Here is a 25,923-nt window from a genome sequence, read left to right as displayed (position 1 = left end):
AGCTTGATTCCCGTTTTTACATCGGCCCATATCCGAAAGGACTTGATCGAAACGAGAGCCCCCAGATCGCGAAGCCGCTCGACCTCTCGGGCGGTTTCGGTCCGGCGAGAGTGAACGATCGCCCAGACTCTAAGGTCAAGCCAATCTAGGCGAAAGGACGAAGATCCCGCGTCCTGCGCCGATGCGCCTGTTACATGGGTTGTACCGATTGCCGCTCACGAGATTGTGGCGCGCGGCCGAACGAGCAGGCCGTTTCAGGGTCCGTTGGTTCGCGGTCGCCACGAAGGTCGGCAGGGATGAAAGCAGGCGAGGAGGGAGAAGAAGAAGGGAGAGAGGGGCACCGCTCCAGCACGCAAGCGGCGCCGCCGGGATCAATCAATAGAGGCGAGACCGCTTTCCTCGAAGGCTGAGCGGGGGCTGGAGCAACTCGTTGAGGATAATGGCCTCGCGGAGCTTCGCCGGGGAGCTCAGGAGGAGCATGATCTCATCGCTCGAGAGGGCAGCCAGGACGGCCGACTTGGGCGGGGAATGCGGGATCGCGGCGACCTCCTGGCTCACCGGGGTCGACAGCGGCATCACCATCTTCTTGAGCGGCGTAAGATCCATTTGCCGGGTCAGTTGCCCGGCCGGTTCGGGGCTCATCGACGCGCTCAGGGCACGTGGAGTCGCCACCTCTGGCCGCTTCGAGGGCGTCACCTGCGCGGTCCGAGGGCGAGGCCCCCGTCGCGATCCCGGCGCCGGGTTGGGCCGCGTCCCGAGCGACGGGGCCGACCGACGGGGATCGCCGTCGATGATGAGAATCTCATCATCGGGCCGCGCCGGCGGCCGCCGGCCTTGGTTCACGTCGGTCGTGGATCTCCCCGACGAGTCGCGAGAGAACGGTTCCATCCGGCGATCCGGCGGACGGGCCAATGAAGGAGGCCCCCCTGATGATCCCGTCGGCCTCGGCCCGGGAGGACCTGGAGGTCGCCCCGTCCTTGGCGGAAGCGGCTGGGCTTCCCGGTTGATCAAGGAGGTCAACGCCCAGATGGCCAGGAAAGTTAAAGGAACGATGAATTGAAAGAGATTCACACCATTTCCCACCGACTTACCCTCCGATCTCTTGGGGCACCGGCGTCGGCTCGGTCAAACCGACCGAGCCGAGCGCAGCCGCCGGTGAAGAGGTCAGCCGCTGGTCACCTCGCGCCGCGAGTTGCCGGTGCCGCCGATGGCGGACCTCATCTCGGTGTCGGCCTGAATGTTGCGCAGGTGGTAATAGTCAGTGACCCCGAGATTTCCCTGCCGGAACGCCTCAGCGATGGCGAGCGGTACCTCGGCCTCGGCCAGAACGACCTTCGCTCGGTTGGACTGGACCTGGGCGATCATCTCCTGCTCGGAGGCCACGGCAAAGGCGCGTCGCTCTTCGGCCTTGGCCCGGGCCACGCGGGTGTCGGCCTCCGCCTGAAGCGCCTGGAGATTGGCTCCAATATTGTCGCCCACGTCGATGTCGGCGATGTCGATCGAGAGGATCTCGTAGGCGGTCCCGGCGTCGAGCCCCTTCTCAAGGACGCGCTTGGAGATCGAGTCGGGCTTCTCGAGCACCTGGTTGTGGGTGTCGGCCGAGCCGATGGCGTTGACGATGCCTTCGCCGACTCGAGCGATGATCGTCTCGTCAGTGGCACCGCCGACCAGCCGGTCGATGTTCGTCCGGACGGTCACCTTGGCCTTCACCTTGAGTTGAATGCCGTTCTTGGCCACACCGTCAATGGTGAGGCGTCCCTGCGACGGGTCGGGGCAGGGGATCACCTTCGGATTGACGCTCGTCTGGACGGCTTCGAGGACGTTTCGGCCGGCCAGGTCGATGGCGGCGGCGCGTTTGTAGGAGAGGGGGATATCCGCCCGGTTGGCGGCGATCAGGGCGCGAACGACGTTCGGCACATTGCCACCGGCCAGGTAGTGCGCCTCGAGGCTCTGGGTGGTCACCCCGTCCTTCTCGGCAAGACCAGCCTGATAGGCCATGATCTTCGAGCGAACGATGATGTTGGGGTTCACCTTCCGGAACGACATCCCGACCAGCTCGAGGATCCCGACGTTGGCGCCGGTCATCTTCGCCTGGATCCAAAGGTTAAAGTATTTCGCAAAGAAGATACACGCCACGAGTGAGAACATCGCGATTGCGATGATCCCGAGCACGACGTAAGTCGACCAGGCAGACATCGGTCCTGGTCCTTGCGCCAACAGGGTGAAGCTCATTCGGAGTCCTCTCGTATGAACGGCCCCTCTCGGGCCGTCGTTGAGCGTCGAAGCCGGTGGCGGCGGAGAAAGCGATTCGTCGCCGGTTCACGGAAAAAAAGGGGTTGCCACGATAGGCCACGTCGCATGAATCACATCAGAACAGGTCCGCCGAGTCAGATTCGGATTCAGGTTTGGGTTCAGGTCGGGCCAGGGCCTCTTCCAAGGTCGGGTCGTGCGCCGTCCGAACAATGAGTTGGCCACCGCGAACCCGAATGGCCTGGACCAGCGATCCCGTCGGGATCAGCCCCTCTTCGGCGAGCCCGTCGAGCCGGCGACCGTCAAAGTCGACCATGCCCGAAGGCCGCAACGGGGTCAATGCCCGGCCCAACTGGCCGACCAGGTGATCCAGCCTTTGGCTCGAATGCGACGCCTCAATGTCCTCAGGAGCAGGAGGTTTCAGGAGGACCCGTTTGCCCATCGGAGTTTTCGGCCAGAGGTAGACCCCCAGGACGATCACCATGGGCATCAGGAGAAAATCGGCCAGCAGGAACATCAGCCCCAGTTCGGTCGACCGTTCAAACGCCCTCCAGAGACTCAAGGCCAGGCAGCACAAGGCCAGCAGGCCGATTAACCCACCCGACGGAATGAACACTTCAGCGATCAACAGAATCAGGCCAAACGCAAGCAGAAGGAGCGGCCAGGCCAGCGTGCTCATGACTCCCACACTTTCACCAGGGGGGAACTGGGAGACATTCCGTCAAGTTGGACGAGCCATCGTTGTTACTCGATGAGTCAACGCCCCTTCCGTAGTTTAAATCACTCGGAGGACCGAAAGCTAATTCTCTTCCGGAACATTGCCGATTTGCTGGCCGGTCGTCCGGGCTCAAGCGCCAAGGCGTTTGACGGTCACCCGTGATCCGTGGACGTCGATCACCTCGACCAGGCTGTCCGGTTCAATAAAGTAGCCGTCGGCGGTCACGTCGAGGAGCATGTCTCCAAACCGAGCTTTCCCCGACGGGCGCAGCATGGTCGTCGTCCGACCGGTCTCGCCAATCAGGTACGCGAGCGATTCATACCCTTCGAGCGACGGCTTGACGATCGGGTCATCGAGACCGGACCCGGTCCAAGGCTCAGGCTTGAGGACCAGCCGGTTGAAGAGCGGTAAGGATGGAAAATAGCGGGCGATCACCACCGCGCCAGCCCCGACCGCCACCATGGCCACGGTGATCTGGATCAGGGTATAAGCCAGCTCACGATACTCATATTCTTGCGTCGGCCAAACAAATGTGTGACTGGCCATCACGATGCTGGTCAGGATCAGGAGCACTCCGCTCATCCCGAACACGCCGAAGCCGGGGAAGACGAACAGCTCGAGCGCCAGGCAGATGAGGCCGACCAGGAACAGGATGATCTCCAGTTGGTCGGCGGTTCCACTGAGGTAATGGCTCCAGAAGAAGAGCAGGAAGGCCAGGGCCGACGTGATCGCCGGCAGGCCGATCCCGGGCAGCTTGAGCTCCAGAACCAGCATGAAAAGGCCGACGAACAAGAGGATCCAGCTCACGATCGGGTCGGTCAGGACCGTCACCAGCGTATCGACCCATGTCGGCCCATCGATTCGGATCAATTTCCCTCGAAGCCCGTAGAGGGCGAGGAAGTCCTCTTTCTCATTGACCGATTGCCCGAGGCCGTAAGAGGCCGCGTCGGCGGCCGTCACTGTCAGGACTTCGCCGCCACTCTTGCGGACCCTCGGATTGAGAAAACGGCCCGGTTCGGCCTGAATATCCGCCTGAAGGACCTGAGTCACGGCCCCCGTCTTGGCATCGGTGGCCTCCACGACTTCCACCTCGGGGTCCACCATGGCACGAGCAACGGCGACGGGGTGGCCCTTCTGTTCGGCGAGGTTCGCGGCCCGATTGGCGATCGCCCTGACCTGGCCCTCGTTCAAGGGGACGACCTGCCCCCGACCGACCACGAGCTGGCGGACATCCCCCATCTCCGAATCTTTGCCGAAGACGATCTCGTTGCAGGCGAGCGCAGCCAGGATCGACACCCCGATTGCGCGGTCGTTGATAAACGCGACGGTCTTCATGTCCTTGATCCCGGCGATCGTGTCAGCGATGGCATCGGCCGCCATGTCGATGCCCCCTTCGCTGTTGAACTCGAAGAAGACCAAGTTCACCTTCTCCTGGCGGGCCTGCTCGATCCGGCGGACCAGATACGACTTCTTGACGATGTCGAGCGGCCCGTCGATCTTGATCCAGACCGGTCGGATCACTTGCCCCAACGTCGGATCATCGACCGTGGAGCGGCCCGAGAGCCGGTAGGTCTTCGCCAGTTCGACCGGGTTGTCGGCCGTCAGTTTGGAGAACCCCTCGTCGCGGGCACGCTGAGCGGTGATGACACCACGTTGGCCCCCTTCCCAGGCGGGGTTGTCCTCGAGCACCTGGTGCGTCTTCTTGAACTCGGCCAGGTTGTCGGCCATCACATAATGTATCTGCTTATCCGTGGTCCGGATCGCGCGGAGATCGGCGGTCCGGTCGACCATGCCGAGCAAGAGGTCACGATCACGGACTTTGGTGTCGGCCAGCGCTCGGATGTTGTCGCCGATATCCCGGCGCGGGGTCTCGTCCTCCGGGGTGATCGGCCCGAGTGTGGCCTGCGACCCCATGACGATCTCATCGCAGGCCAAGGCGGCGAGAACGGCGTAACCCTTCAGCGGTTCGGGGACATAGGCCACCGTGGTCTTGGCCCCCCCCAAATTCTTCATCATGTAAAAGGCGAGGTCGTACGACGCCCCGAAATCACTGCGTCCCGGAGCCGTTTCTCCTGGCCGGAACTCAAAGACGAGGATGGGGGACTTGCCTTGCACGACCCCCGCGCTGCGATCGACGAATTGCCGAGTCGCCGCGCGAACCTGCTCGAGCGTCTTGCCGGTGATCGGTTCGGTGATCGTAAAGAACTGGCCGGGATTGGAGTCGTCCGGCACGGCGGGAGGTTGGGCCTGGACGAGACCGCCGAGAAACAGGGTCAAAACGGTCAGGAAGAACGCCCAGGAGAGCAGACCACGACCTGAATCACGCGGGCAAATCATTGGAGTCGGACTCCCTCCGAGAATCAGCCGGGGCATCCACCTCACGACCGAACTCCCCGGAACACCGGGGCGATAGGGTTCCGGCTCATCAACCGCCCCCTCCCGCCCGGTCTTGGCGGTGCAAGAGGAAGAATGGGGTACGGTCCGAAGGACCGGCCACCTCAACCGATTATATGCCTCTGAAAAATCACCGTCAAACTTACGGTCACCCTGGGGAAGCCCCAGCCCGCTTTCGCCCTCGCCCAGGACCGGAATCGCAGCCGAGTTCGTTTGCCGGCTCGGCGTCGGTGAAACCCAGGCTGAAAAAAAAAGAGGCGAGGCACCCTGGCCTCGCCTTCCCACGAACGCTTCACCTCAATCGATCGCGCTCAGCGGACTTTGCTGCCAAGGACACCGCGGCGCTGGGGAGCCTGCGGCTGGCGGGCATCCCCGGTTCGCGGAGCCTCAGCAGGGGCGACGGCAGGGGCCGGCGCAGCTTGCCCCTCTTCCTTGTTATACAGGATCTTCCAGGGGGGGCCCAACTTCTGGCCCTGGAAGTTCTCCGCCATCACCGGCGCGTTCGGCTTGATGCCGGACATCACGAACCGCTTCTTGCTCTTCCCTTCCGGATCGAGCAAGACGATCTGGGTCGGCAAGAGCATGGTCTTGTCGAGTTCGACCCATGCGGCACTAAAGCTTTCCTTATCGATCGGCAAGAGCGGCAAAACGGAGATCACGTAGGATTTCGGGTCCTCCGAGATCAATTTCATCTGGTAGCGCTTTCGCGCTTCGTCCGCCTGGAAGTTGAACAGGAACGGCAGCGGCCCTTCCTGAAGCGCGCGTTGCCGTTGTTGCAGGCCGAGATCATGGACGAAAACCTGGTGGGTATCGCTGCGATACTGCCAGACTTGCTTGCCCGTACAAACGATCCGCTCGTGCGGGACAAGCTGATTGGGCTTCCCCTCCGTGACGACGACCTTCTGAAAGTCGAGCCAGGCCTGGTTCGGGCTCTTGAACATGGCCCGCCCCTCGTACTCCTCATCGTCCCATTTGGACGACATGTCGATCCGCCGGATCTTGACGTCCAGGCTCCGGAGCTGGGTGCTCTGCTTCGCCCACTTGGCCAGGAGCAACTGCATCCGCGACCCGTCCGGATCGATGGGGGGAGCCGCAGCCTTGGCCGGTGCCACGGACTTGGCCTGTTGCTGCGCCGTCGCCGGCCGTCCCGAAATCGAGAGACCCCAGAACACCACGGCCAGAGACAAGACCATCCTTATGGACCATCGCATGGGCAACCCTCCTCCGTGGGACTGGCCTTCGACTCACAATTAAGATCGCCGGAGCGCGTTCGACACCGGCGCGGCAAAACTATCAGAGATCGCCCTATCCCGCCAGACCATCCCGTTCGGCACCCATCAATCCGCTCCATTCGCCTCGTCCGCTCGAGAATCGGGCATTCGTGCTCGCTTCGAGGCGGTCACCCCAAGCAGATCCGCTCATCCATAAAATGAGAGCTCCCCCCGAACCCATGGAACGGCACTGACCTCTAAGATTGGAACGCGATTTGCACTAGCGAGTAAAGACCAGAGGCGTTTCCCCCGTAAAAAGTGACATCATCGATCCGGCCCGAGAGCCGTCGATGCCAAGCTGAGGAGCCTTTCGATGAGCCTGGAACCGATCCGAGAGATTGCTCCCCCCGCCTGGCCGCTCCCTTTGATTGGCTTGCCCCCGAGGGGCCCGCGTCGAGCCGCTTGACGAGCCTGGGTTCCCGCCGGAGAATAACCAAGACGTTGTTCCCGCGCCCAATGTGGACGCGGGGCCACGTCGACGGATCCCCGGCCCTTGTGAGCCCAAGGAACGTCACGATGGCGTCCCTCGACCGACCGAAGCTCCGGCCCTTGTCCGCGCAGCGGTTCGAGCACCAGGGGCAGGTGTACGCGGCGATCACCGACCCGCTCGGTGTCTTTCCCGAGCCCGTCTTGATTCCGATCGACGGCTATCAGTGGGTCGTCCGCCACTTCGACGGCGAGACGCCGCTGAGTGCGATCCAGGCCCGCGTGCTCCGTGAGACCGGCCAGCTCATCACCACGGCGCAGCTCGAGGAACTGGTCGACCAGCTCGATCGCGCCTTGGTCCTCGACGGTCCGACGTTCGCCGCCTACCACGAGTCGTACCGCCGCGAGCAGGTCCGACCGGCGGCCCTGGCCGGGCGGTCCTACGCCGGCACGGAGCGCGCGCTCCGGTCGCAGCTCGCCCGCTACTTCGCTCACGCCGACGGTTCGGGCGTCCCGCGACCTGAGCCTCAGACCTTGCCGTCCCGACTTCGCGGCGTGCTCAGCCCTCACATCGACTTTCAACGCGGCGGCCTGGTCTACACCTGGTCTTATAAAGAATTGGTCGAGCAGTCCGACGCCGACACGTTCGTCATTCTGGGCGTCGCGCACCAGTATTGCCGGAATCGGTTCGCGCTCACGCGCAAGGACTTCGAGACGCCGCTCGGTCGCGTCCGGACCGACCGAGAATACGTCGATCGAATCGCCGCGCTGGCCGGGCAAGACTTGTTCGAGGACGAGCTCTCGCATCGAACCGAACACTCGATCGAGTTCCAGGTGGTCTTCCTTCAGTATCTCCTGGGGGGAGTCCGCGACTTCTCGATCGTGCCGATCCTGGTCGGCTCGTTCCACGACCTGATGGACGCCGGGACCGACCCGATCGAGTCCGACGACGTCCGGCGATTCGTCGAGGCCCTGCGCGCCTCGGAAGCGGCCAACGGCAGGAAAGTCGCGTATATCGGCGGGATCGACCTCTGCCATGTCGGTCCCGAGTTCGGCGACCCGGATCCGCTCGACCCGGAAATCCTGGCCGAGGTGCGTTCGTTTGACACAGCGATGCTCGCTCGCGCGGCAGCGCACGACGCCGCCGGCTGGTTCGGGACGGCCGCCGAGATCGGGAATCGTTGGCGGGTCTGCGGACTGGCCGCAGCCTACACCATGCTTCACGCCATGGGACCGGCGCGAGGCACGCTCCTCAAGTACGACCAGGCCGTCGATCACGAGCGCACCTGCTGCGTCAGTTTCGCCAGCCTTGCGTTTGTTGAAGGCCAATGATCGAAGTCCGTCCCCATGCCCCACAGACGAGGTCCGAACCTGTGCCTGAAAGTCCCGCTCCGGTCGCCGAGTCGCCCGAAAGCTCTTCACGGCCGCCATGCCCGGCACCGGCCGATTTCCGGGCAGAAGTCGCCACCTACGACCGGATGGCGGAGCACGCAATCTGGGAAGGTCCGCGCTATCGGATGCACTATCGGGTGCTTGGGCAGGGGCCCCCGCTGATCCTCGTCCCCGGGATCGCGGCCACCTACCGTGGCTACGCCCTCATGCTCAACCGGCTCGCGAGCCAGTTCCGGACGGTCATCTTCGACTATCCAGGAGACCACCCCGACGACGGGGCCAAACTGGGGCGGATCACCCACGACCACATCGTCGACGACCTCTTCGGACTCATCGAGCACCTCAACATCGGCCGCGCCTTCCTGACGGGCCTCTCGTTCGGTTCCACGGTCGTATTCCGCGCGCTCCACCGCGAGCCGAGGCGGTTCCCCAAGGCAGTCGTGCAGGGAGCGTTCGCTCACCGTCGATTCAGCCGGGCCGAACGCATGGCACTTTCGCTCGGCCGCCACCTCCCGGGTCAGAGTTCGCGGCTGCCCTGGCGTGAGCAAATTCTCGCCTACAACAGCAAGAGCCACTTCCCTTCGATCATCGAGGATCGATGGCCCTATTATCTCGAGCAAAATGGCCTGACGCCAATCGCGGCGCTGGCCCATCGGCTCGACCTGGTCACGCGGCTCGACCTCCGGCCGATCCTCCCTGAGATTCGCAACCCGGTCCTCCTCCTCCAGGGCAACGAGGACCGCATCGTCGTCCGCCGCTATTTCGACGAACTGAATGCCGCCTTGCCGGCCGCCGAGGGGGTCATCATGCCCCTGGTCGGCCACCAGCCGCACTACACCCACGCCGAAGCGCTGGCGCAGGTGACCGCCGACTGGCTGCTGCCTTGCGCCCCCGAGGGGTGCCCCAACGAGCCCAAACCGGCAGCAGGGACTTGAGACACCCGTCCAACCCAAAGGCCGGGGCTCAGATCGTCGCTCGATCTATCCCGACGAGACTCTCCGGTTTACAATCAATCGCTCGTTGCCGTGGCGTTCGTCGCGAACCGCCGATAACACCCCTTTGAGGATGTCGACCTTGGCCGAATCTCGCTCGAAACTGGTGATCGTGGGGATCGGTGACGACGGCCTCGCCGGAATGACCGAGTCGGCGCGTCGGATCGTGGCCGAGGCCGAGGTGATCCTGGGCGCTCCGGCAATGCTCTCGCTGCTCGACGGCCTGAGCGGCCGGAAAGAGGCGCTCGAGCCCGACATGCCCGCAGCGCTCCGGCAAGTTCGTGAAGCGCTCGCGTCCCAACGCGCCGTGCTGGTGAGCGGCGGCGATCCGCTCTTCTATGGCGTGGCACGGTACTTGTGCGATCGCCTGGGCAAGGATCAGTTTGAGGTCATCCCCCACGTCAGCAGCATGCAGCTTGCCTTCGCCCGGGTGAAGGAGAGCTGGGAAGACGCCTACCTGACCAGCCTCGCCGGACGACCGCTCGAAGCCGTGGTCGACCGGATCCGGACGGCCGAGAAGGTCGGTCTCTTCTCGAGCGACGAGCACCCGCCGAATCGGCTGGCCCGGGCGCTCCTCGACCGAGGGATCGACTACTTCCGAGCCTACGTCTGCGAAAATCTCGGATCGCCGGACGAGCGAGTGACCCAGGCGGAGCTGACCGACCTGGCGAGCATGGATTTCGATCCGCTCAATGTCCTGATCCTGATCCGCAAGCCGAACCGCCCCGACCAGGCCAGCCGCGCAGGGCGACACCGCCTGTTCGGGAACCCCGACGACATGTTCGCCCAGACGCTCCCCAAGCGTGGCCTCATCACGCAGGCGGAGGTCCGGTCGATCGCTCTGGCCCAGCTCGATATCAGGCCGGACAGCGTGGTCTGGGACATTGGCGCGGGTTCCGGTTCGGTGGCCATCGAGGCGGCCCAACTGGCCTATCAAGGGATGGTCTACGCCGTCGAGCCCGAGCCGGCCGACGTGGCCTTGATCGAGGCCAATGCCGAGTCATTCGGCGTACCCAACGTCCGACCGGTCCCTGGGCGCGCTCCTGAAGTACTCGCGAGCCTACCCGATCCCGACGCCATCTTCGTCGGCGGCACCGGCCGGCAAGTCGTGCTCGTCCTCCGTTCGGCCTACGCTCGCCTTTGCCCGGGCGGACGCATGGCGGTCAACGTCGTCACCATCGACGGGCTGGCCACTGCACTCGAAACGCTCAAGAACTTAACCTCGGAAGTCCAGGTCTGGAACATCTCGATCGCACGCGGAATCGAGCAGATGGACCGGGTGCGGTTTGAGGCAATTAACCCGACGTTTCTCCTCGCCGTGACCAAGACCCCCGACGTCAGCGACTGAAACTTTCGCGATTCCGATCCCTTGGTTGTGAGAAGCCAAGGGCGGCAGGTATACTGCTGAAAAGGGACATCACCAAGGTCGCTTCCAAATCGCGGCCGCACGAGGAATGGGCAGCATGGCCGAGGCCGTCGACACGGAGTTGGATCTGATCGCTGTCGGCGCACACCCCGACGATGTCGAGATCGCATGCGGTGGGACCTTGGCACGCTTGGTCCGCAAAGGGTACAGCGTTGGGATCGTCGATCTGACGGACGGCGAGCCGACCCCGCTTTCCGCCGGCCCTGACATCCGGCTCGCTGAGGCGGAACGAGCGGCCAAGATCCTCGGCGTCCAGGTGCGGATCAACCTGAATCTACCCAACCGTCGGCTCTTCGACTGCTTCGAGGCGCGGGTGGCCTTGGCCAAGGTGTTCCGGAAGTATAAGCCCAAGGTCGTGCTCGGCTTCGGGGGAAAGACCGTGTTGGCCTCGCCCGACCACTACCAGGCAATGCTGATTACCGATGCGGCCGTCTTCTACAGCCGGCTGACGAAGTGGGACGAACATTTCGACAACCTGCCGGTGCATACGATCACGAATCAGTTGAGTTTCCCGATCGCGATTCACGGGCTAGACTTGCCCGAAGCGTCGGGATACATCGTGGCCGATATCGGTAGCACCCTGGACGTGAAGATCGAGGCGGTTCGCGCTTACGCTACCCAGTTTCCCGCGAACAAAGCAGGGATCTTCGGTGCCGTCGAAACCATGAACCGGTATCACGGGCTGACGGCCGGCTTTGAGGCGGGAGAGTTGTTCATGACCTATCGATCGGTGGGAATCGACGACCTGATGCGTTGGGCCAGCCCGGCCCACGCTCGTTCGTGAACTGCGGAAATCGAGACGGTTAGCCCCGATCCCAAAGGCGCGGTGCGCTCGTTCGGTGAAAGAAGGCGGTCGAGGTGAGTTGGTACTCCCGGTTACTTTCATGGCTGAGGAACTTGATGAACGACTTCGCTGGGAAGTCTTCGGAAACCCGTGGCCAGAGCGACCCGGAGGCCACCGCCGACCTCCCCACGCCCGCCCCGCTTACCGTCCACTCCAGCGGCATGAAGCTGCTCGTTGGGGTCGTCTCCACGGTGGGTCGGTATCGCGAGCATAACGAAGACAATTACTTCGTTCCCGGCCGAAAGTCGGTCCGATTTGATGCGCCGTCGCCCCCGGAAGGGAGCGGCGAGACGGTCTTGTCGTCGCTCGACCCCTCGTCCAACGTGCTCTTCATCGTCGCCGACGGCATGGGGGGACAGCAGGCGGGCGAGCAGGCGAGCAAGATGGCCGTCGAACTCATCCCGCGCGCCGTTTCGCGGCGGCTCGGCGCCGAGGAGTCGGACCCCAAGGTGGTGCAAGGCCTGATTCGTGATTCGGTGGCCGATGCCAACCAGGAAATTCTCGGCTGTTCGGGTGCCGTGGCGGAATTCTCGAACATGGGGACCACAGTCGTCCTCGCCCTCTTCCAGAACGACCGGGTCTTCGTCGCCGGCATTGGCGACTCGAGGGCGTACCGGCTTCGCGGCGGCCAGTTCGACCAGCTCACCGAAGACCATTCCTTGGCCGACGCCCTGAGCCGCGCCGGGACGATCACCAAGGAAGAGGTCGCCAATCATAAGTTCAAGAACGTTCTGTACCTCTACCTTGGCAGCAAGGACGCCCGGGGCGGGCCGGAAGAGGTTCGCGTCCTCGACGTCTTGCCGGGCGACCGATTCCTGCTCGCGACCGATGGGCTTACCGGGGTCGTTCAGGACGAGGAGTTGGCCCGCGTGCTCCAGTCGTGCGACGACCCGCAGAAGGCAGCGCGAGTCCTGATCGATCAGGCCCTGGCCAATGACTCGAAGGACAATATTACCAGCTTGGTCATCCACGTGGTGAGCGGGACCGAGCGGGCGACCGGGTAACCACGGTCGAATTCGTTCTTGTCGTGCTCTCACCTTTTTGTTCGTTTAGCAAGTAAGAATGAGTCCGGTCACGTCCGGCGGCCCACGACACCGGCCCTGGCGATCGTCGTGATCCGCTCCGGCCTTTTTTTTTGTTCGCCCCGGCATGAGGGGACCATCCCAACCCGAGGGGTCTGAACATCATGCCGCGGCTTGACGACTTCCTGGCGAACCTGGCCAGGAGCGGCCTGGTGCCCCCGGACGACCTGGAGCGGGTCCGGGCCGGCCTGCCGAGGGAACCCGAGGCGGACGCCGCCGTCCGGCTCGCCAAGCTCCTGATCCAGCTCAACACATTGACGCCCTACCAGGCCAGAAAGGTCCTCGCCGGCGCCACGCGCGGCTTCTTCCTCGGGGGTTACCGCATCCTGCGGCCGATCGGCGAAGGGGGGATGGGGAAGGTCTTTCTCGCCGCCCCCGAGGGGAACGGCCAGCGGGTGGCGATCAAGGTGCTCCCCCCCAAGAAGGCGGCAGAGGAGGGGCAGGCCCTACTCCGGTTCCGCCGTGAGATGGAACTCTCGCGCCGGGCCAACCACCCGAATCTGGCGCGCACCCTCGACGTCGGCAGCGCGGGGGACGTCCATTTCATGGTCCTCGAGTACATCCCGGGGGACAGCCTTTACCACACGGTCAAAGGGAAGAGTGGCGGCCCGCTTCGCGTCCCTGACACAGCGCGTTTTTTCCTCAAAGTCCTCGACGGCCTTGAGGCCGCCCACAACTCCGGCCTGATCCATCGCGACATCAAGCCGTCGAACATCATGGTGACCCCCGACGGCGATGCCCGAATCCTCGACCTGGGGCTGGCCAAGGCCGCCAACGAAGAGAGCCCACTCACTCGCCCAAACGTCGTGATCGGCACCCTCGACTACGCCAGCCCCGAGCAACTTGGCAACGCCGCGCAGGCCGACCGCCGGAGCGACCTCTACAGCCTGGGCTGCACGCTCTACTTCACCCTCTCGGGCCGGGCTCCGTTCGAAGGGGGCGACGTCGTCAACAAGATCTTCAAGCAACGGATGGAAGATCCGGAGCCTTTGGAGCGGATCGCCCGGGGCGTCCCGGCCGCGTTCGCGGCGATCGTTCGCAAGCTGATGGCCAAGTCGCCCGACGACCGGTATCAGAATTGTGCCGAACTCCGCGCAGACCTCGCACGATGGACCGATCCGGAAAAGGTCAGGGCAATCCTCGGCGCCGAGGCGGAATCGGCCCGCGCATTCCGTCCCCCTCCCCCCGAGTTGGAAGACGAGGATCTCCGCCTCCTCTCCGTCTCCCTCGACGATTCCAAAAACTCTCAGCCGTTCTCGCTCCGCGACCTGGGGGAGGCCGAGCCCGCCTTCGCCCCCATGCATCGTCCGCCCCCTTCACCCATCCCCGCGCTCGTCTTGCAGCCTGGGGAACGCGAACGGCGTGAGGCCGCGAACCAGGCCCAAGCCTACGCCTCCGCACGTCGAACCGATCCTGACGAATCGCGCTGGCTCGTCCACTTCGTCGCAATCGCGCTCGTCATCGGCGTCCTCGCCATCTTGGGAATTACGCTGCTCCGTTGATCTTTCAGGCAATGGCGCAGCGTTTGCTTCTCGATGGGAACGCACGCCAGCGAAACGAGCAATTCGCTCGGAGTTGGCAGTGGGGGACTTGCAAACATGGCTGCTTTTCACGGCTTGAATGCGAGCAAAACGAGCACACTGCCTCAGGGGGGTGGAGTGGTCGAGATCGGCTTATTATTGCCTGCCGATCGAGCCGACGCACTGGTCGAACTTTCCAAACGACGCCACCAGAGCGTGGCGCAAATTCTTCGCGGCCTCATCGACCGCGCGCTCACCGATGATGAGGTGGCCACGCGCTGGTCCTGACTCCCTTTTTTTCAATTTGGGTACATTTGTTTAGACCCATCTTGTCAGAAGGTCATCGCAGAAGTGACAATTGAGGCGGCTCGTTGCAATTGGCAGCGAGCCTCAAAGGGGGGGCCTGCCTCAACCCAATGTCATTCAACGATGGCCTGGACGGCTTTCTGCCCGTCGTGGCCGCCTGGTTTCGAACCACCTTCGGGACGCCAACCCCTCCTCAGCAATCCGGTTGGCCGGCGATCGCCGAAGGGCGAAACACGCTCATTTTCGCACCCACCGGGTCAGGCAAGACGCTGGCGGCGTTCTTGGCCTGCCTCGATCATCTCTGGCGAACGCCCAGGCGAGCGCCAGGGGCGAGAATCCTCTACATCTCACCGCTGAAGGCCCTGAACCAGGACGTCTATCGCAACCTCCAGGTCCCGCTCGAGGGGATCTTGGAGACGGCAAGAGCTGCCGATACGGAGTTGGCCCCGCTCTCGATCGCGGTTCGGAGCGGCGACACGTCCCCGGCCGACCGGCAAAAGCTCGTCCGCAAGCCCCCCGACATCCTGATCACCACGCCCGAGTCGCTCCACCTGATGCTGACCAGTCGGGCACGCGAGACCTTGCGGTCGCTCTCGCACGTGATCATTGATGAAATCCACGCGCTCTGCCCCAACAAGCGAGGTGTGTTCCTCGCCCTGTTGCTGGAGCGTCTGGAGGCGATCAACCCGGCTAGTTTCGTCCGTGTGGGACTCTCGGCCACTCAGCGGCCGCTCGATGAGGTCGCGCGCTACCTTGGGGGCTGCCGCGTCACGACCGGCCCCGGCTCGAAGATGCGGCTCGAACCGAGGCCGGTGACGATCGTCGACACTGGCCACCGCAAAACGCTCGACCTGCAAATTCTCGTGCCCTTTGAGCGGCCGGGGCCAGTGGCCGCCGGCACAACCTGGCCGGCCATCGAGCGCAGGCTCCGTGAGCTCATCCGTGCGCATCGTTCGACGATCATCTTCGCCAACAACCGGCGGGTCGTGGAACGGCTGACCTCCCATCTCAACGAACTTGAGGCGGAAGGGGAAGAACTCGAGACGCCCGCCTCTTCGCTCGTTCGCTCTCATCATGGCAGTCTGAGCCAGGAGGAACGGCGGAATACGGAAGAGGCTTTGAAGGGGGGTGAACTTCAAGCCGTGGTGGCCACGGCGTCGCTCGAGCTCGGGATCGACATGGGGGCGGTCGACCTGGTCTGCCAGGTCGAGTCGCCCGGCTCGGTGGCGCGGGGGCTACAGCGGGTCGGCCGCGCGGGGCACGTGGTCGGCCGGGTCAGCAAAGGGCGGCTCATTGCCAAAACGGCAAGCGACCTACTCGAATCGGCCGCGCTCTGCCGCGCGATGGTCGACGGCGCGGTCGAGTCGTTGCGCGTGCCGAACGGCTGTCTCGACGTGCTCGCCCAGCAGGTGGTCGCCTGCGTGGCGATGGATCGCTGGGACGTCCCCGCGCTGTTCGACCTAGTCCGCTGCGCTTATCCGTACACCAGCCTGACCCCGGCCGCCTTCGACAGCGTGCTGCGAATGGTCGCGGGACGGTTCCCCACCGAGACCTTCCGCGACCTCCGGGCCCGGGTGAGCTGGGACCGGGTCCACAACCGCCTGCACGCCTTGCCCGGCAGTGCCAGGCTCGCGGTCACCAGCGGCGGGACGATCCCGGATACCGGCCAGTACCCCGTCTATCTGGGCAATGAGGGCCCTCGGCTCGGCGAGCTCGACGAGGAGTTCGTCCTCGAGCGCCGTGTGGGGGAGACCTTCGTGCTCGGAACCGCGACCTGGCGGATCGAGGCCATCGAGGCCCATCGCGTTGTCGTGGCCAGAGCCTCGGGACAGGCCGCCATGATGCCCTTCTGGCGTGGAGAAGACTCAGCGCGGACCCCCGAGCTCGGCGAAGCCGTGGGCACCCTGAGCCGCGAGCTGGTCGACCGGCTCGACGACCCGGGGCTCGTCGCCTGGCTTCAGTCCGACTGTCATCTCGAGCCAGCGGCGGCGGAGTCGTTGCGCGATCACGTCGCGCGACAGGTCAGAATCGTCGGGGCCGCCCCCGACGACCAGACCGTCATTATCGAGTCGTTCCGCGACCCGGCCGGCGAGATGGGAGTGGCCGTGCTCACTCCGTTCGGCGGCAAGCTTCACCAGGCCTTGAAGCTCGCCCTTCAAGGCCGCTTGCGGGAGCGGCTGGGCATCGTCGTCTCCTGCCTGCACGGCGATGACGGGATCCTGATTCGCCTGCCGCAGAATGATGAGCCTCCCCTGGACTTGTTCGACGGTCTCTCGGCGGAACGCGCGGAGCAGTTGATCCGCGAAGAGTTGGGGGATAGCGCCCTGTTCGGCCTCCGTTTTCGCCAGAATGCCGGCCGGGCGCTGCTGATGCCCCGTCCCGACCCGTCGAAGCGCACACCGCTCTGGCTCCAGCGGCTTCGGGCCAAGGACCTGCTCCAGGTCGTCCGCCAATTCCCCGACTTCCCGATTGTGGTCGAGACCTATCGCGAATGTCTCAACGACGACCTCGACTTGCCCCGCCTCCGGCTCTTCCTCGACCGCGTCGCCTCCAAGGCGATCCGGATCGTAAGCCGGCGCGGGGAGATCGCCTCACCGTTCGCCACCGACCTGATCTTCCGCTTTACGTCGCAGTTCCTCTACCAGTGGGACGAGCCGCGACGAGCCGACCGCCAGCCAGCAGGCCGAGCGGCGGTGGACGAAGGCCTGCTCGATCCGCTGCTCGACGCGGCGAGCCAGGCGCACTGGCTCGACCCCCACGCGATCGGCCAGGTCGAAAGCCGGCTCCGCGAGATCGGCCAACCCCCTCGCACGGTCGATGAAATGGCCGAAACCCTACGACGCTTGGGAGACCTCGCGCCCGGCGACTTGAGCGGCCCGATGCTCGGGTTCCTCGCCGAACTCCAGGCGCAGGGGCGAGCCTCGGAAATCGAACTGCCGGCGACCGCCGAGCCGATGCGCTGGATCAGCGCGGAGGAATCGACCCTCTACGCATCGGCCTTCGCCAGCGTACCCGAGGCGGCTGCGCAAGAGACGATCGTCCGTCGGTTCCTCGGCACCCACGCCCTCATCGGTCTCGACGATCTGCTCACCCGCTATCCCTTGGGCCCGGCGGCGGCGACCGAGATCCTCGAGCGCTGGGAAGAGCAGGGGAGGCTGGTCCGCCTCGAACCGGCCGGGGACACGGGGGCCCCCCTCTGGGCCGAGCGGCGCAACCTTGAGGAGGTCCGCCGGCTCTCCATCGCCCTGCGAAGGCGTGAGAGCGTTGCGGTCCCCCCCGAGGTCTTCGCCGACTTCGTTGCCCGCCGTCAGCACGTGCATCCGACAACGCGTTGGGAGGGCCAAACGGCGGTCGCCCTGGTCCTGGAACAGCTCACCGGGTTCGCGGCCCCTGCCGACCTCTGGGAGACGGATCTGCTGCCGAGACGGGTGCGCGACTTCCGCGCCACCTGGCTCGACGAAGCGCTCTCGGCCGGCGGCTGGTTCTGGCGGGCCGATGGCGAGGCCAAGGGGGAGCCGCGTATCGGCTTCGCTCCGCGCGACTTCGTCGGGGATTGGCCCACGCCCGACGCCCCTCCTTCGCTATCCGAGGCCGAAACCCAGGTGCTCGCCGCACTCGAGAATCGAGGCGCCTCGTTCGCGACGGATCTGGCCCGACAACTTGGACTCGAACCCTCACGAACGCGGCAGGCGCTCGACCGCCTGCTCCGGCTCGGGCTGGCGACCAACGACCGGTTCGACCCGCTCCGCCCCGGCGGTTCCGCGCTAACCGAAGCCCTCACCCGCGCCTCCGCGACCACCACAGGCCAACGCCCGAGCCTGGGGCGTTACCGCCCTTCGCTTCGCCGGACCGCCTCGAGCCGTCCCGAGGGGCGCTGGTCTCGGTTGGAGGGAGGGGAAGGGGACCCGGAGACCAGGCACCTCGCCTGGGCCTCGGTCCTGCTCGAACGCTACGGCGTGCTGGCTCGCGAAACGGTCGCACTCGACCCGTGGTGCCCCCCTTGGCGTGACCTGGCCCCCTGGCTCGCTCGCGCCGAGCTGAGAGGTGAACTCCGCCGTGGCTATTTTGTCGAGGGCCTCTCGGGCGTTCAGTATGCGACGCTCGAGGTCGCCGAGGAGTTGGCCAAGCGGGCGGGCGATCGGGAAGGGTCCTCGGAGTTCGTTTTGATCTCGAGCCTGGACCCGGCCAACCTCTACGGCTCGGGAGCGCCCCTCGACATCGACCTGCTCGCCGGAGGAACCGCTCGACTTCCGCGCAATCCGACGAATTTCCTGGTGCTCCGGGACGGCCGCCCGATCCTGATCATCGAAGCGGCCGGCAAGCGGTTGACGGGCCTGGCTTCGGCCTCGGAAGCGGATTTGCGCGGGGCGTTGGCCCTGGTCCCGGGGATGGCCGGACCGTCGCGAAGAGTCTTGAAGGTCGAAACCTACAACACCCGCCCCGCACTCGAGAGCCCCGCCGCGCCCTGGTTGGCCGAGCTCGGGTTCGTGCGTGATTATCCCGGAATGACGTACTACGCGGGTTGGTAGCCGAGCCGTCGTTCCGCCCCGTTTCTCCGACGGCTTTGACCAGGAATTCTCGTGGGCGGGGGGCAACTACCCAAGCGACCAGCCGTTTGCTAGATTCAAGTCTCCCCACGGTAGGTCGGCTCAGCACATGGCCTATGGCCGCCGCTTCACGCTCTTTTTTTGGAGGTTGCCCCCACATGCTACGAGCACGAACTCTGACCCGCGTTTTCTTGGGAATCACCGCGTTCGTCGGGCTCGGCGCATTGACGATGACCGCCACCGCCGCCCCCGATGACAAGCCGGTGGTCATCCTCGACACGACCCTCGGACCCATTACGATTGAACTCGACCGGGCCAAGGCGCCGATCACAGTCGACAACTTCCTCAAATACGTCGACGACGGTTTCTACACCAACCTGATCTTCCACCGCGTGATGCCCGACTTCATGATCCAAGGCGGCGGAATGACCGATCAGCTGGATGAGAAGCCGACCCGGGATCCGATCAAGAACGAATCGAACAACGGTCTGAGCAATACCCGTGGCACCATCGCCATGGCCCGGACCAACAACCCGAATTCGGCAACCGCGCAGTTCTTCATCAACCTGTTCGACGCAAATAGCCGGCTCGACCACGCGGGAGGCGGATATACGGTCTTCGGCAAGGTCACCAGCGGAATGGATACGGTCGATGCGATTGCCAAGGTTCGAACCGGCTTCAAAAACGGGCCCGGTGTCAATAACGTGCACGGTGACGTCCCCCTGAAGCCGATTTACATCAAGAGCGCCAAGCGGAAAGCCAAGTCCTGACCCATTTTCGGCCGGCGGACGCACGCCGGACTCTCTTGACCCATCCCGGCGTGCGATCGTAAGATGTCCGGGGTTGCGCGTCCGGATTCGCTCCGGACCTCTGGAATCATGATCCTCTCGGTTTGGTGATATCAGGTTCTCTTAGGAGCGAATGAATGGCTCACATCGTGGCCGAGCCTTGTTTTGACTGCAAGTACACCGACTGTGTCGTCGTCTGCCCCGTCGATTGCTTCTACGAAGGGGCGCAGATGCTGTACATCAACCCCGAGGAATGCATCGACTGCGAGGCATGCGTCCCGGAGTGCCCCGTCGAGGCGATCTTCCACGAAGATAACCTGCCGGACGACTGGAAGGACTTCACCGCCTTGAACGCGGAAGAAGCCCCCAAGTGCCCCGTGATCAACGAGAAGAAGGACGCTCTGGAAGGCGAGTCATGCACGCCCGCCAAGAAGTAATGCCGGACACCTGAGCCGCATCACCGAGCCGATCCTCGACCCCAGACGCTCCTCTGGGGTTTCTCTTTGCGCGAAGCGAATTGTGACGCTTCCCAAGCGCGGCCCATGGCAGCGCGGATCTGACGAGTGCCCCACCGGCAAGAGGGGGACGTGTGGATCCCAGCTCTCTCGTCGGGCGGGCAGGGCCCACCAGCGCCAGCCTTCAAATGACGAGAAAGCCGGTCAATCCGCCATGGATTCGAACGCGAACGGGCGAAGCCTGGTGGCTCCGCCCGTGAAGAATCAAAAGGTCCGGCCGTGTGGATTCGGTGCTTACTTGATCTCGTCGCTCGAGATCGACTCGCCACCGGCTCGGGTCATGAGTTTCATCAGGACCAGCTTATTGATCTGGCTAGTGACCGTGCCGACGCTTCCGTCGCATCGCGCGAAGTTCACCATGCCCGGGTGCTTGCTCGCCCAGTAAGTCCAGTAGTTTGTGGTGCCGACGGTGACCGGCTTGTTGATCGTACGGCTGAGCAGGGTGCGGACACAGGAGCTGGGGGCGTCGCTCCAGTAGTTCTTCGGATAAATCACTTCGCCGATGAACATCGTGGAGGTCGTCCCGTCCGTGATGTCGGCCATGCTCACCATTGAATTCTTATACGTCACCCCGTTATCGAACGCGGTGCAAGGGGAGGTGGAGAGGTCGAGCGGATTGGTCGGCAGCGTGGCGGCGTCGTTACAGGCGAGATTGCCGTCGGCGGCCGAATTACCCCGGTAGTCGGACGGCCCGAGTTTGACCGTGGTCGAAGCGCCCGACGACACGGCGGTCGCCTTGCGGTTCGAGGGGCAGACGAAGGCTTCGATGGTGCGTCGAGCCGACGTCGTGTTATCGAACGCGGTGGGGGGGAGGTTGAAGTTGATCTCGTTCCAGAGGTTCGTCTGCTCGAGCTTCAGCAGCAAACCCGACGTGAGCCCGTTCCACATATACGGTTGGCTTGACCAGGGCAGGCAGTTGCAGTCGCCCCCGGTGCAGCCTGAACTGGCGTCCCACTGCGATTCGTTGCAGAACCAACCCGAGGGAAGGCTCAGGAAGGTGTCGTGATATTCCTGTCCGGCCAGCCCCAATTGCTTGAGGTTATTCTGGCACTTCGCCCGGTTCGCGGCCTCACGGGCCGACTGTACGGCCGGCATGATCAGGGCGACCAGCACTCCAATAATCGCGATGACGACGAGTAATTCGATCAGGGTGAACCCTGACTTCGATCTCGCGGCTCCCCGGCTTCGGCGCATGGGTCTATCCCTCTGATAACGACCGGACTAACGGCGTCACAATCTCCGACCATCCAGACTAACCGATCCACGAAATGATTGCCATCACCCTCTCACTGATTCGCAAGAGGACGAAAACGGCCTCCCGAGACCGATTCGAGGGTGTTGGCAATGGATTCATTTATTTCAATTCGACCGACCAGTAGGCGTTATCGAGGAACGTCTTCCAGCTCTGATAGCGTCGGTGCGAAAGCTTCAGGCAGAGCGACGGGCTGGTCCGAGGCTGAATCGGCTCCTTGATCAAGCGCATATTGGCCTCCCAAGGAGTGCGTCCGCCCTTGCGGACGTTGCACTTCAGGCAGGCACACACGATGTTTTCCCAGTTAGCCAGCCCGCCTCGACTCCGGGGCAGGACATGGTCGAGGCTGAGCTCGCTGGTGGCGAACCGTTTGCCACAGTACTGGCAACGATTGCCGTCCCTGGCAAAGATGTTGCGCCGGTTAAATTTGACCTTTTGACGGGGCAGGCGATCGTATGCCAGGAGGCGAACGACCCTGGGAACCTGGATTTCGAAGTGAACGGTCCGAATAAACTCGTCGTCGGGATGCTTGAACCGAGCCCGAGCCTCGGAAACTTCGCGCCAGCTCTGGAAATCAAACGAAGCGTACCGGCCGTCGTCCAGCGTGATCACTTCGGCCAGGTCCTTGAAGAGCAGGCAGAACGCCCGCCGGACCGAGATCACATGAACGGCCATGTAAAACTTATTCAGAACAAGGACACTGGCATCGAGGGCGTGACTGGCGCCAAAACTCATGGGCGTGTCTCTCCTTCGAGCGGAGAAAGCGGACAAAAGGGGGCCAAGGCGTAAGGCTCGCGGTCTAGCTAGCTAGGACAGCTCGAACCTGGAATCAGGTTCGCGGGGCCGTGTGTGTCGCCTTGGCCCGTCCGCTCACTCGAAGGCGTTGCGGACGGCCTGGCCGACGTCGGCCGTGTTGGCTCGACCTCCCAGGTCGGGGGTCTTGGGGGCGCCTGCGGCCAGGACCCGCGCCACTGCGCGTCGGATCCGCTCGGAGGCGCGAGGAAGCTCCAGATGATCCAAGAGCATGGCGACCGACAGGATCGCCGCGATCGGATTGGCGATCCCCTTGCCGGCGATGTCAGGCGCCGAGCCGTGGACCGGTTCGAACATGCTCGGTGCGGTCCGTGCCGGGTTCAGGTTCCCGGAAGCGGCCAGGCCCATCCCTCCCTGAAGGACGGCCCCCAGGTCGGTGATAATGTCGCCGAACATATTCGTTGTCGCAATCACGTCGAAGCGTTCCGGGCTGACGACCATGCGCATACAGCAGGCGTCGACGTGCTGATAATCGCTCTTGATTTCCGGATAGTCGCGTGCCGTCTCGGTGAAGGCGCGCATCCAGAGGTCGTGAGCGAAGGTCAACACGTTGGTCTTGGCCACCAGGGTGACCTGACCCACCAGACCACGTCCTCGTTCCTCCTCTGAGAGACCACGATAAGGGCGTTCACGGCCGCGCGACCGTGCCAGATCAAAGGCGTACCGCAGGCAGCGCTCGACACCAGCGCGGGTGTTGATCGAGGTCTGGATGGCCACTTCCTCGGCCGTCCCTTTCCGGGTGAATCCCCCCGCGCCCACGTAGAGGTCTTCGTTATTCTCGCGAACGACCACCATGTCGATCTCTTCGGGCCCCTTCCCCTTGATCGGCGTCTCGACGCCAGGATAGAGGCGAACCGGCCGGAGATTGACGTACTGGTGGAATTCGAAGCGAAGACGGAGCAGGATCCCCTTCTCGAGGATTCCAGGGGCCACGCCGGGATGTCCCACCGCCCCCAGGAAGAGGGCATCGCATCGCCTCAGATCGTCGACGACCTTGTCGGGGAGGACTTCGCCCGTTTTAAGGTAGCGTTCCCCACCGAGGTCGAACGGGACGAGGTCATAGCGAAACCCCTCGCGCTCGGCCACGTCGGCCAGGACCGCCAAACCCTCACGGACCACTTCAGGTCCGACCCCGTCTCCGCCGATAACGCCGATCGTGGGCAAAACCGCCTCCTCAACCAAGGGACCAACGGAAACAGGACCGCCCGACGCGAACCGCCTCTCGGCGAGCACTTACGGTCGAGCAGGACCAACCTTCTCCCGAATCTACTTTAACCGCCTTGCGCGCGAGGTTCAAGCGTCACGCCGGGCCGTCCCGCGTCGTAGATTTCGCTAGCCGGTAGAACAGGAACCGAGAGGGCCGGTGCGGCAAAGAAAACCGTTGACAACGCAGGCGCCTCGCTCATAATTTGTTAGGATTAATCCACTTGCGGCACCCGGGGTTTCCTCTCTTTCGCCGGACGTCTGTCGCACCCCGTCTCTTGTAATCTCAACCGCAGTCAAACTTGATTCGATCCCCGTGTTTCGCAGGCACCTGGGAGCCGGCCTCATGGCCACGAAGACCGAGAGCAATCCCCCCGCGAAGGATTCGAAAGGGCTTTCGAGTCTCAACGAGTTAAATCTCGAGAAGTCGATCCTGCGCCGGGGCCTCGCCACGCCGAACGAGATCGAGGCGTGCAAGGCGCACAAGGCCAAGCTCGCCGCGAAGGATGAGTGTAAGGGACTCCTCGACATCATGGTTGAGGCGAAAGTCTTGACCAAGAGCCAGTCGGTGCGATTGCTCAAAGAGATTGGCGAGACCGCCAAGAAGTTCGAGATCCCGGGCTACCAGGTCCTCGAACGGCTGGGCAAAGGGTCGATGGGCGTCGTCCTCAAGGCGCGGCAGACCAGTGTCGACCGAATCGTCGCGGTCAAGATCTTGCTCGACGCCCTGGCGCAGAACAAGGAGTTCATCAAGCGGTTCGATCGCGAAGCGAAGATCGCCGCCAAGCTCTCCCATAACAACGTCGTCAACGCCATCGACGCCGGCGAAGTCAACGGCCATCACTTCTTCGTGATGGAGTACGTCGAAGGCGGCACGATCAAGGACACGCTCGACAAGAAAGACGTGTTCGAGGAAAAGGCCGCGCTGACCATCGTCCTGGCGGTCGCCGAAGCGTTGAAGCACGCGCATCAGCGTGGCCTGATCCATCGCGACATCAAGCCCGAGAACGTGATCCTGACCAAGGACGGGGGGGTCAAGCTCGCCGACCTCGGCCTGGCCCGGCTCACGGCCGACGAGAAGTGGGCGATGTCCGAGGCGGGCATGGCGATCGGGACCCCCTATTACATCAGCCCCGAACAGGTGCGCGGGCAGGTGGACGTGGACATCCGGGCCGACATCTACAGCCTGGGCGCCACGCTCTACCACATGGTCACCGGCCGCGTCCCCTACGATGGGGAGGCCGCTGCCGAGGTCATGCGCAAGCACGTCGACAAGAACACCTTCATCGTCCCCCCCGACCACATCAACACCAAGCTCTCCAGCGGCCTGGGCGTGGTGGTCGAGACGATGATGGCCAAGAATCGGGAGAACCGATATCGCAATCCCGACGACCTGATTCTCGACCTCAAGTGCCTCCTCCAAGACGAGAGCCCGATGCTCGCCGGCCAGAAGCCCGACGACCTCGCGACCCTGGCCGAAGGGGACGTCGACGGCTTCACGAATCGGGGAGCCAGCGAAGCGCAACTGATCGAAATCGCCGGTTACGTCAATGGCCGACAGCACATGATCCTCGCACTCGCGGCCATTCTCGCCCTCTCGGTGATCACGAACGTCGTCATGATCACCACGCGATAAGTCCAAGAAGCCGTCTCCTCATCAACGCCAACCCGCCGATCTCGGACGATGGATTCTCGAACGGGTGGGCACGCCCACCCGCTTCGGATGCTTGCCTCAACGCTGACGGGGAGGGGAGCTCACCCCCGCCTGAACATGATTCCAAGGCGAGCGGAGAGAGTCCGTTCCCTTGTCCCTCTCCCGAGGCCGATTCCAGAGTGGGTCGAGCCGACCCAAGCATTCGTTGACGTTGAGCCGAGTGGCGCGGCCGTTCTTCAAAAAAAACAACGATCCGTCAATGGGCTAAAAACCAACGGAAAAGAGCGGACACTGCAAGTCGTTGCCCTATCATGGCTTACCGTCGACGCTGCGACGTAACTCTTTTCGGACAAACCTTTTGCGGAAACACCCGCTTCCTACTGGTTTTTAGCCCATTGGCAGATCATTGAATTTTCAACCACGAATGACACAAATGACACGAACAATAACAAAGAAATCCAATCATTTTTTCATTTTTTTCTTCATTCGTGTCATTTGTGTCATTCGTGGTTAAATTCTCCTTTTTTTCC

The 25,923-nt window shown here is 63.7% G+C and carries 19 protein-coding genes; 11 read left to right on the top strand and 8 right to left on the bottom strand.

Annotation, left to right across the window (positions count from 1 at the left end):
* Window positions 1–375 precede the first annotated feature (375 nt).
* From SINAC_RS06950 to SINAC_RS06930, 5 genes are all read right to left on the bottom strand, one after another.
* A complete protein-coding gene (locus tag SINAC_RS06950; RefSeq protein ID WP_020465772.1) occupies window positions 376–888 on the bottom strand; it encodes a hypothetical protein in 513 nt (170 codons plus the stop codon).
* Window positions 889–1,164: 276 nt separating this feature from the next.
* Complete coding sequence (gene floA, locus SINAC_RS06945) at window positions 1,165–2,196, bottom strand: flotillin-like protein FloA (protein ID WP_015244973.1); 1,032 nt, start codon at window positions 2,194–2,196, stop codon at window positions 1,165–1,167.
* Window positions 2,197–2,368: 172 nt separating this feature from the next.
* Window positions 2,369–2,929 (bottom strand): NfeD family protein, encoded by a 561-nt coding sequence (locus tag SINAC_RS06940; RefSeq protein WP_015244972.1) that lies wholly within the window; start codon window positions 2,927–2,929, stop codon window positions 2,369–2,371.
* Between the two features lie 168 nt (window positions 2,930–3,097).
* Window positions 3,098–5,305, bottom strand: coding sequence for an NfeD family protein (locus tag SINAC_RS06935; RefSeq protein ID WP_015244971.1), 2,208 nt, complete (start codon window positions 5,303–5,305; stop codon window positions 3,098–3,100).
* A 368-nt stretch (window positions 5,306–5,673) separates the two neighbouring features.
* Window positions 5,674–6,573 (bottom strand): outer-membrane lipoprotein carrier protein LolA, encoded by a 900-nt coding sequence (locus SINAC_RS06930; RefSeq protein WP_015244970.1) that lies wholly within the window; start codon window positions 6,571–6,573, stop codon window positions 5,674–5,676.
* Window positions 6,574–7,149: 576 nt separating this feature from the next.
* Here SINAC_RS06930 and amrB point away from each other — a divergent pair.
* The 10 genes from amrB to SINAC_RS06880 all read left to right on the top strand — a co-directional run bounded on the left by amrB (window position 7,150) and on the right by SINAC_RS06880 (window position 20,393).
* Window positions 7,150–8,391 carry an AmmeMemoRadiSam system protein B gene (amrB, locus tag SINAC_RS06925; protein ID WP_015244969.1) on the top strand — a complete coding sequence of 414 codons (1,242 nt, stop codon included), beginning with the start codon at window positions 7,150–7,152 and terminating at the stop codon, window positions 8,389–8,391.
* A 41-nt stretch (window positions 8,392–8,432) separates the two neighbouring features.
* A complete protein-coding gene (locus SINAC_RS06920) occupies window positions 8,433–9,386 on the top strand; it encodes an alpha/beta fold hydrolase (protein WP_020465775.1) in 954 nt (317 codons plus the stop codon).
* Between the two features lie 130 nt (window positions 9,387–9,516).
* Window positions 9,517–10,791, top strand: coding sequence for a bifunctional cobalt-precorrin-7 (C(5))-methyltransferase/cobalt-precorrin-6B (C(15))-methyltransferase (locus SINAC_RS06915; RefSeq protein WP_020465776.1), 1,275 nt, complete (start codon window positions 9,517–9,519; stop codon window positions 10,789–10,791).
* 115 nt (window positions 10,792–10,906) lie between these two features.
* Complete coding sequence (locus tag SINAC_RS06910) at window positions 10,907–11,653, top strand: PIG-L family deacetylase (protein WP_015244966.1); 747 nt, start codon at window positions 10,907–10,909, stop codon at window positions 11,651–11,653.
* Between the two features lie 116 nt (window positions 11,654–11,769).
* A complete protein-coding gene (locus SINAC_RS06905) occupies window positions 11,770–12,717 on the top strand; it encodes a PP2C family protein-serine/threonine phosphatase (RefSeq protein WP_015244965.1) in 948 nt (315 codons plus the stop codon).
* A gap of 182 nt (window positions 12,718–12,899) precedes the next feature.
* A complete protein-coding gene (locus SINAC_RS37870; protein WP_015244964.1) occupies window positions 12,900–14,297 on the top strand; it encodes a serine/threonine-protein kinase in 1,398 nt (465 codons plus the stop codon).
* Window positions 14,298–14,393: 96 nt separating this feature from the next.
* Window positions 14,394–14,603 carry a hypothetical protein gene (locus tag SINAC_RS06895; RefSeq protein ID WP_015244963.1) on the top strand — a complete coding sequence of 70 codons (210 nt, stop codon included), beginning with the start codon at window positions 14,394–14,396 and terminating at the stop codon, window positions 14,601–14,603.
* An 83-nt stretch (window positions 14,604–14,686) separates the two neighbouring features.
* Entirely contained in the window at window positions 14,687–19,150 is a 4,464-nt protein-coding gene (locus SINAC_RS06890) for a DEAD/DEAH box helicase (protein ID WP_015244962.1), read from the top strand.
* 248 nt (window positions 19,151–19,398) lie between these two features.
* Entirely contained in the window at window positions 19,399–19,938 is a 540-nt protein-coding gene (locus tag SINAC_RS06885) for a peptidylprolyl isomerase (protein ID WP_044147452.1), read from the top strand.
* A 155-nt stretch (window positions 19,939–20,093) separates the two neighbouring features.
* Complete coding sequence (locus tag SINAC_RS06880) at window positions 20,094–20,393, top strand: ferredoxin family protein (RefSeq protein WP_015244960.1); 300 nt, start codon at window positions 20,094–20,096, stop codon at window positions 20,391–20,393.
* A 312-nt stretch (window positions 20,394–20,705) separates the two neighbouring features.
* On the opposite strand, the gene SINAC_RS06875 is transcribed toward SINAC_RS06880, so the two are convergent.
* The 3 genes from SINAC_RS06875 to SINAC_RS06865 form a co-directional block, all read right to left on the bottom strand.
* A complete protein-coding gene (locus SINAC_RS06875) occupies window positions 20,706–21,665 on the bottom strand; it encodes a DUF1559 domain-containing protein (protein ID WP_015244959.1) in 960 nt (319 codons plus the stop codon).
* A gap of 160 nt (window positions 21,666–21,825) precedes the next feature.
* Window positions 21,826–22,458 (bottom strand): HNH endonuclease, encoded by a 633-nt coding sequence (locus tag SINAC_RS06870; protein ID WP_015244958.1) that lies wholly within the window; start codon window positions 22,456–22,458, stop codon window positions 21,826–21,828.
* A 135-nt stretch (window positions 22,459–22,593) separates the two neighbouring features.
* Complete coding sequence (locus tag SINAC_RS06865; protein ID WP_015244957.1) at window positions 22,594–23,700, bottom strand: 3-isopropylmalate dehydrogenase; 1,107 nt, start codon at window positions 23,698–23,700, stop codon at window positions 22,594–22,596.
* A gap of 385 nt (window positions 23,701–24,085) precedes the next feature.
* Between SINAC_RS06865 and SINAC_RS06860 the strand changes: the two genes are divergently transcribed.
* Window positions 24,086–25,375, top strand: coding sequence for a serine/threonine protein kinase (locus SINAC_RS06860; protein ID WP_015244956.1), 1,290 nt, complete (start codon window positions 24,086–24,088; stop codon window positions 25,373–25,375).
* Window positions 25,376–25,923 lie beyond the last annotated feature (548 nt).

Origin of the sequence: Singulisphaera acidiphila DSM 18658, assembly GCF_000242455.2 — a bacterium.
GTDB classification, from domain to species: Bacteria; Planctomycetota; Planctomycetia; order Isosphaerales; family Isosphaeraceae; genus Singulisphaera; species Singulisphaera acidiphila.
The sequence above is the reverse complement of the archived record's forward strand: the minus strand, read 5'-3'. Positions and strand labels throughout refer to the sequence as shown.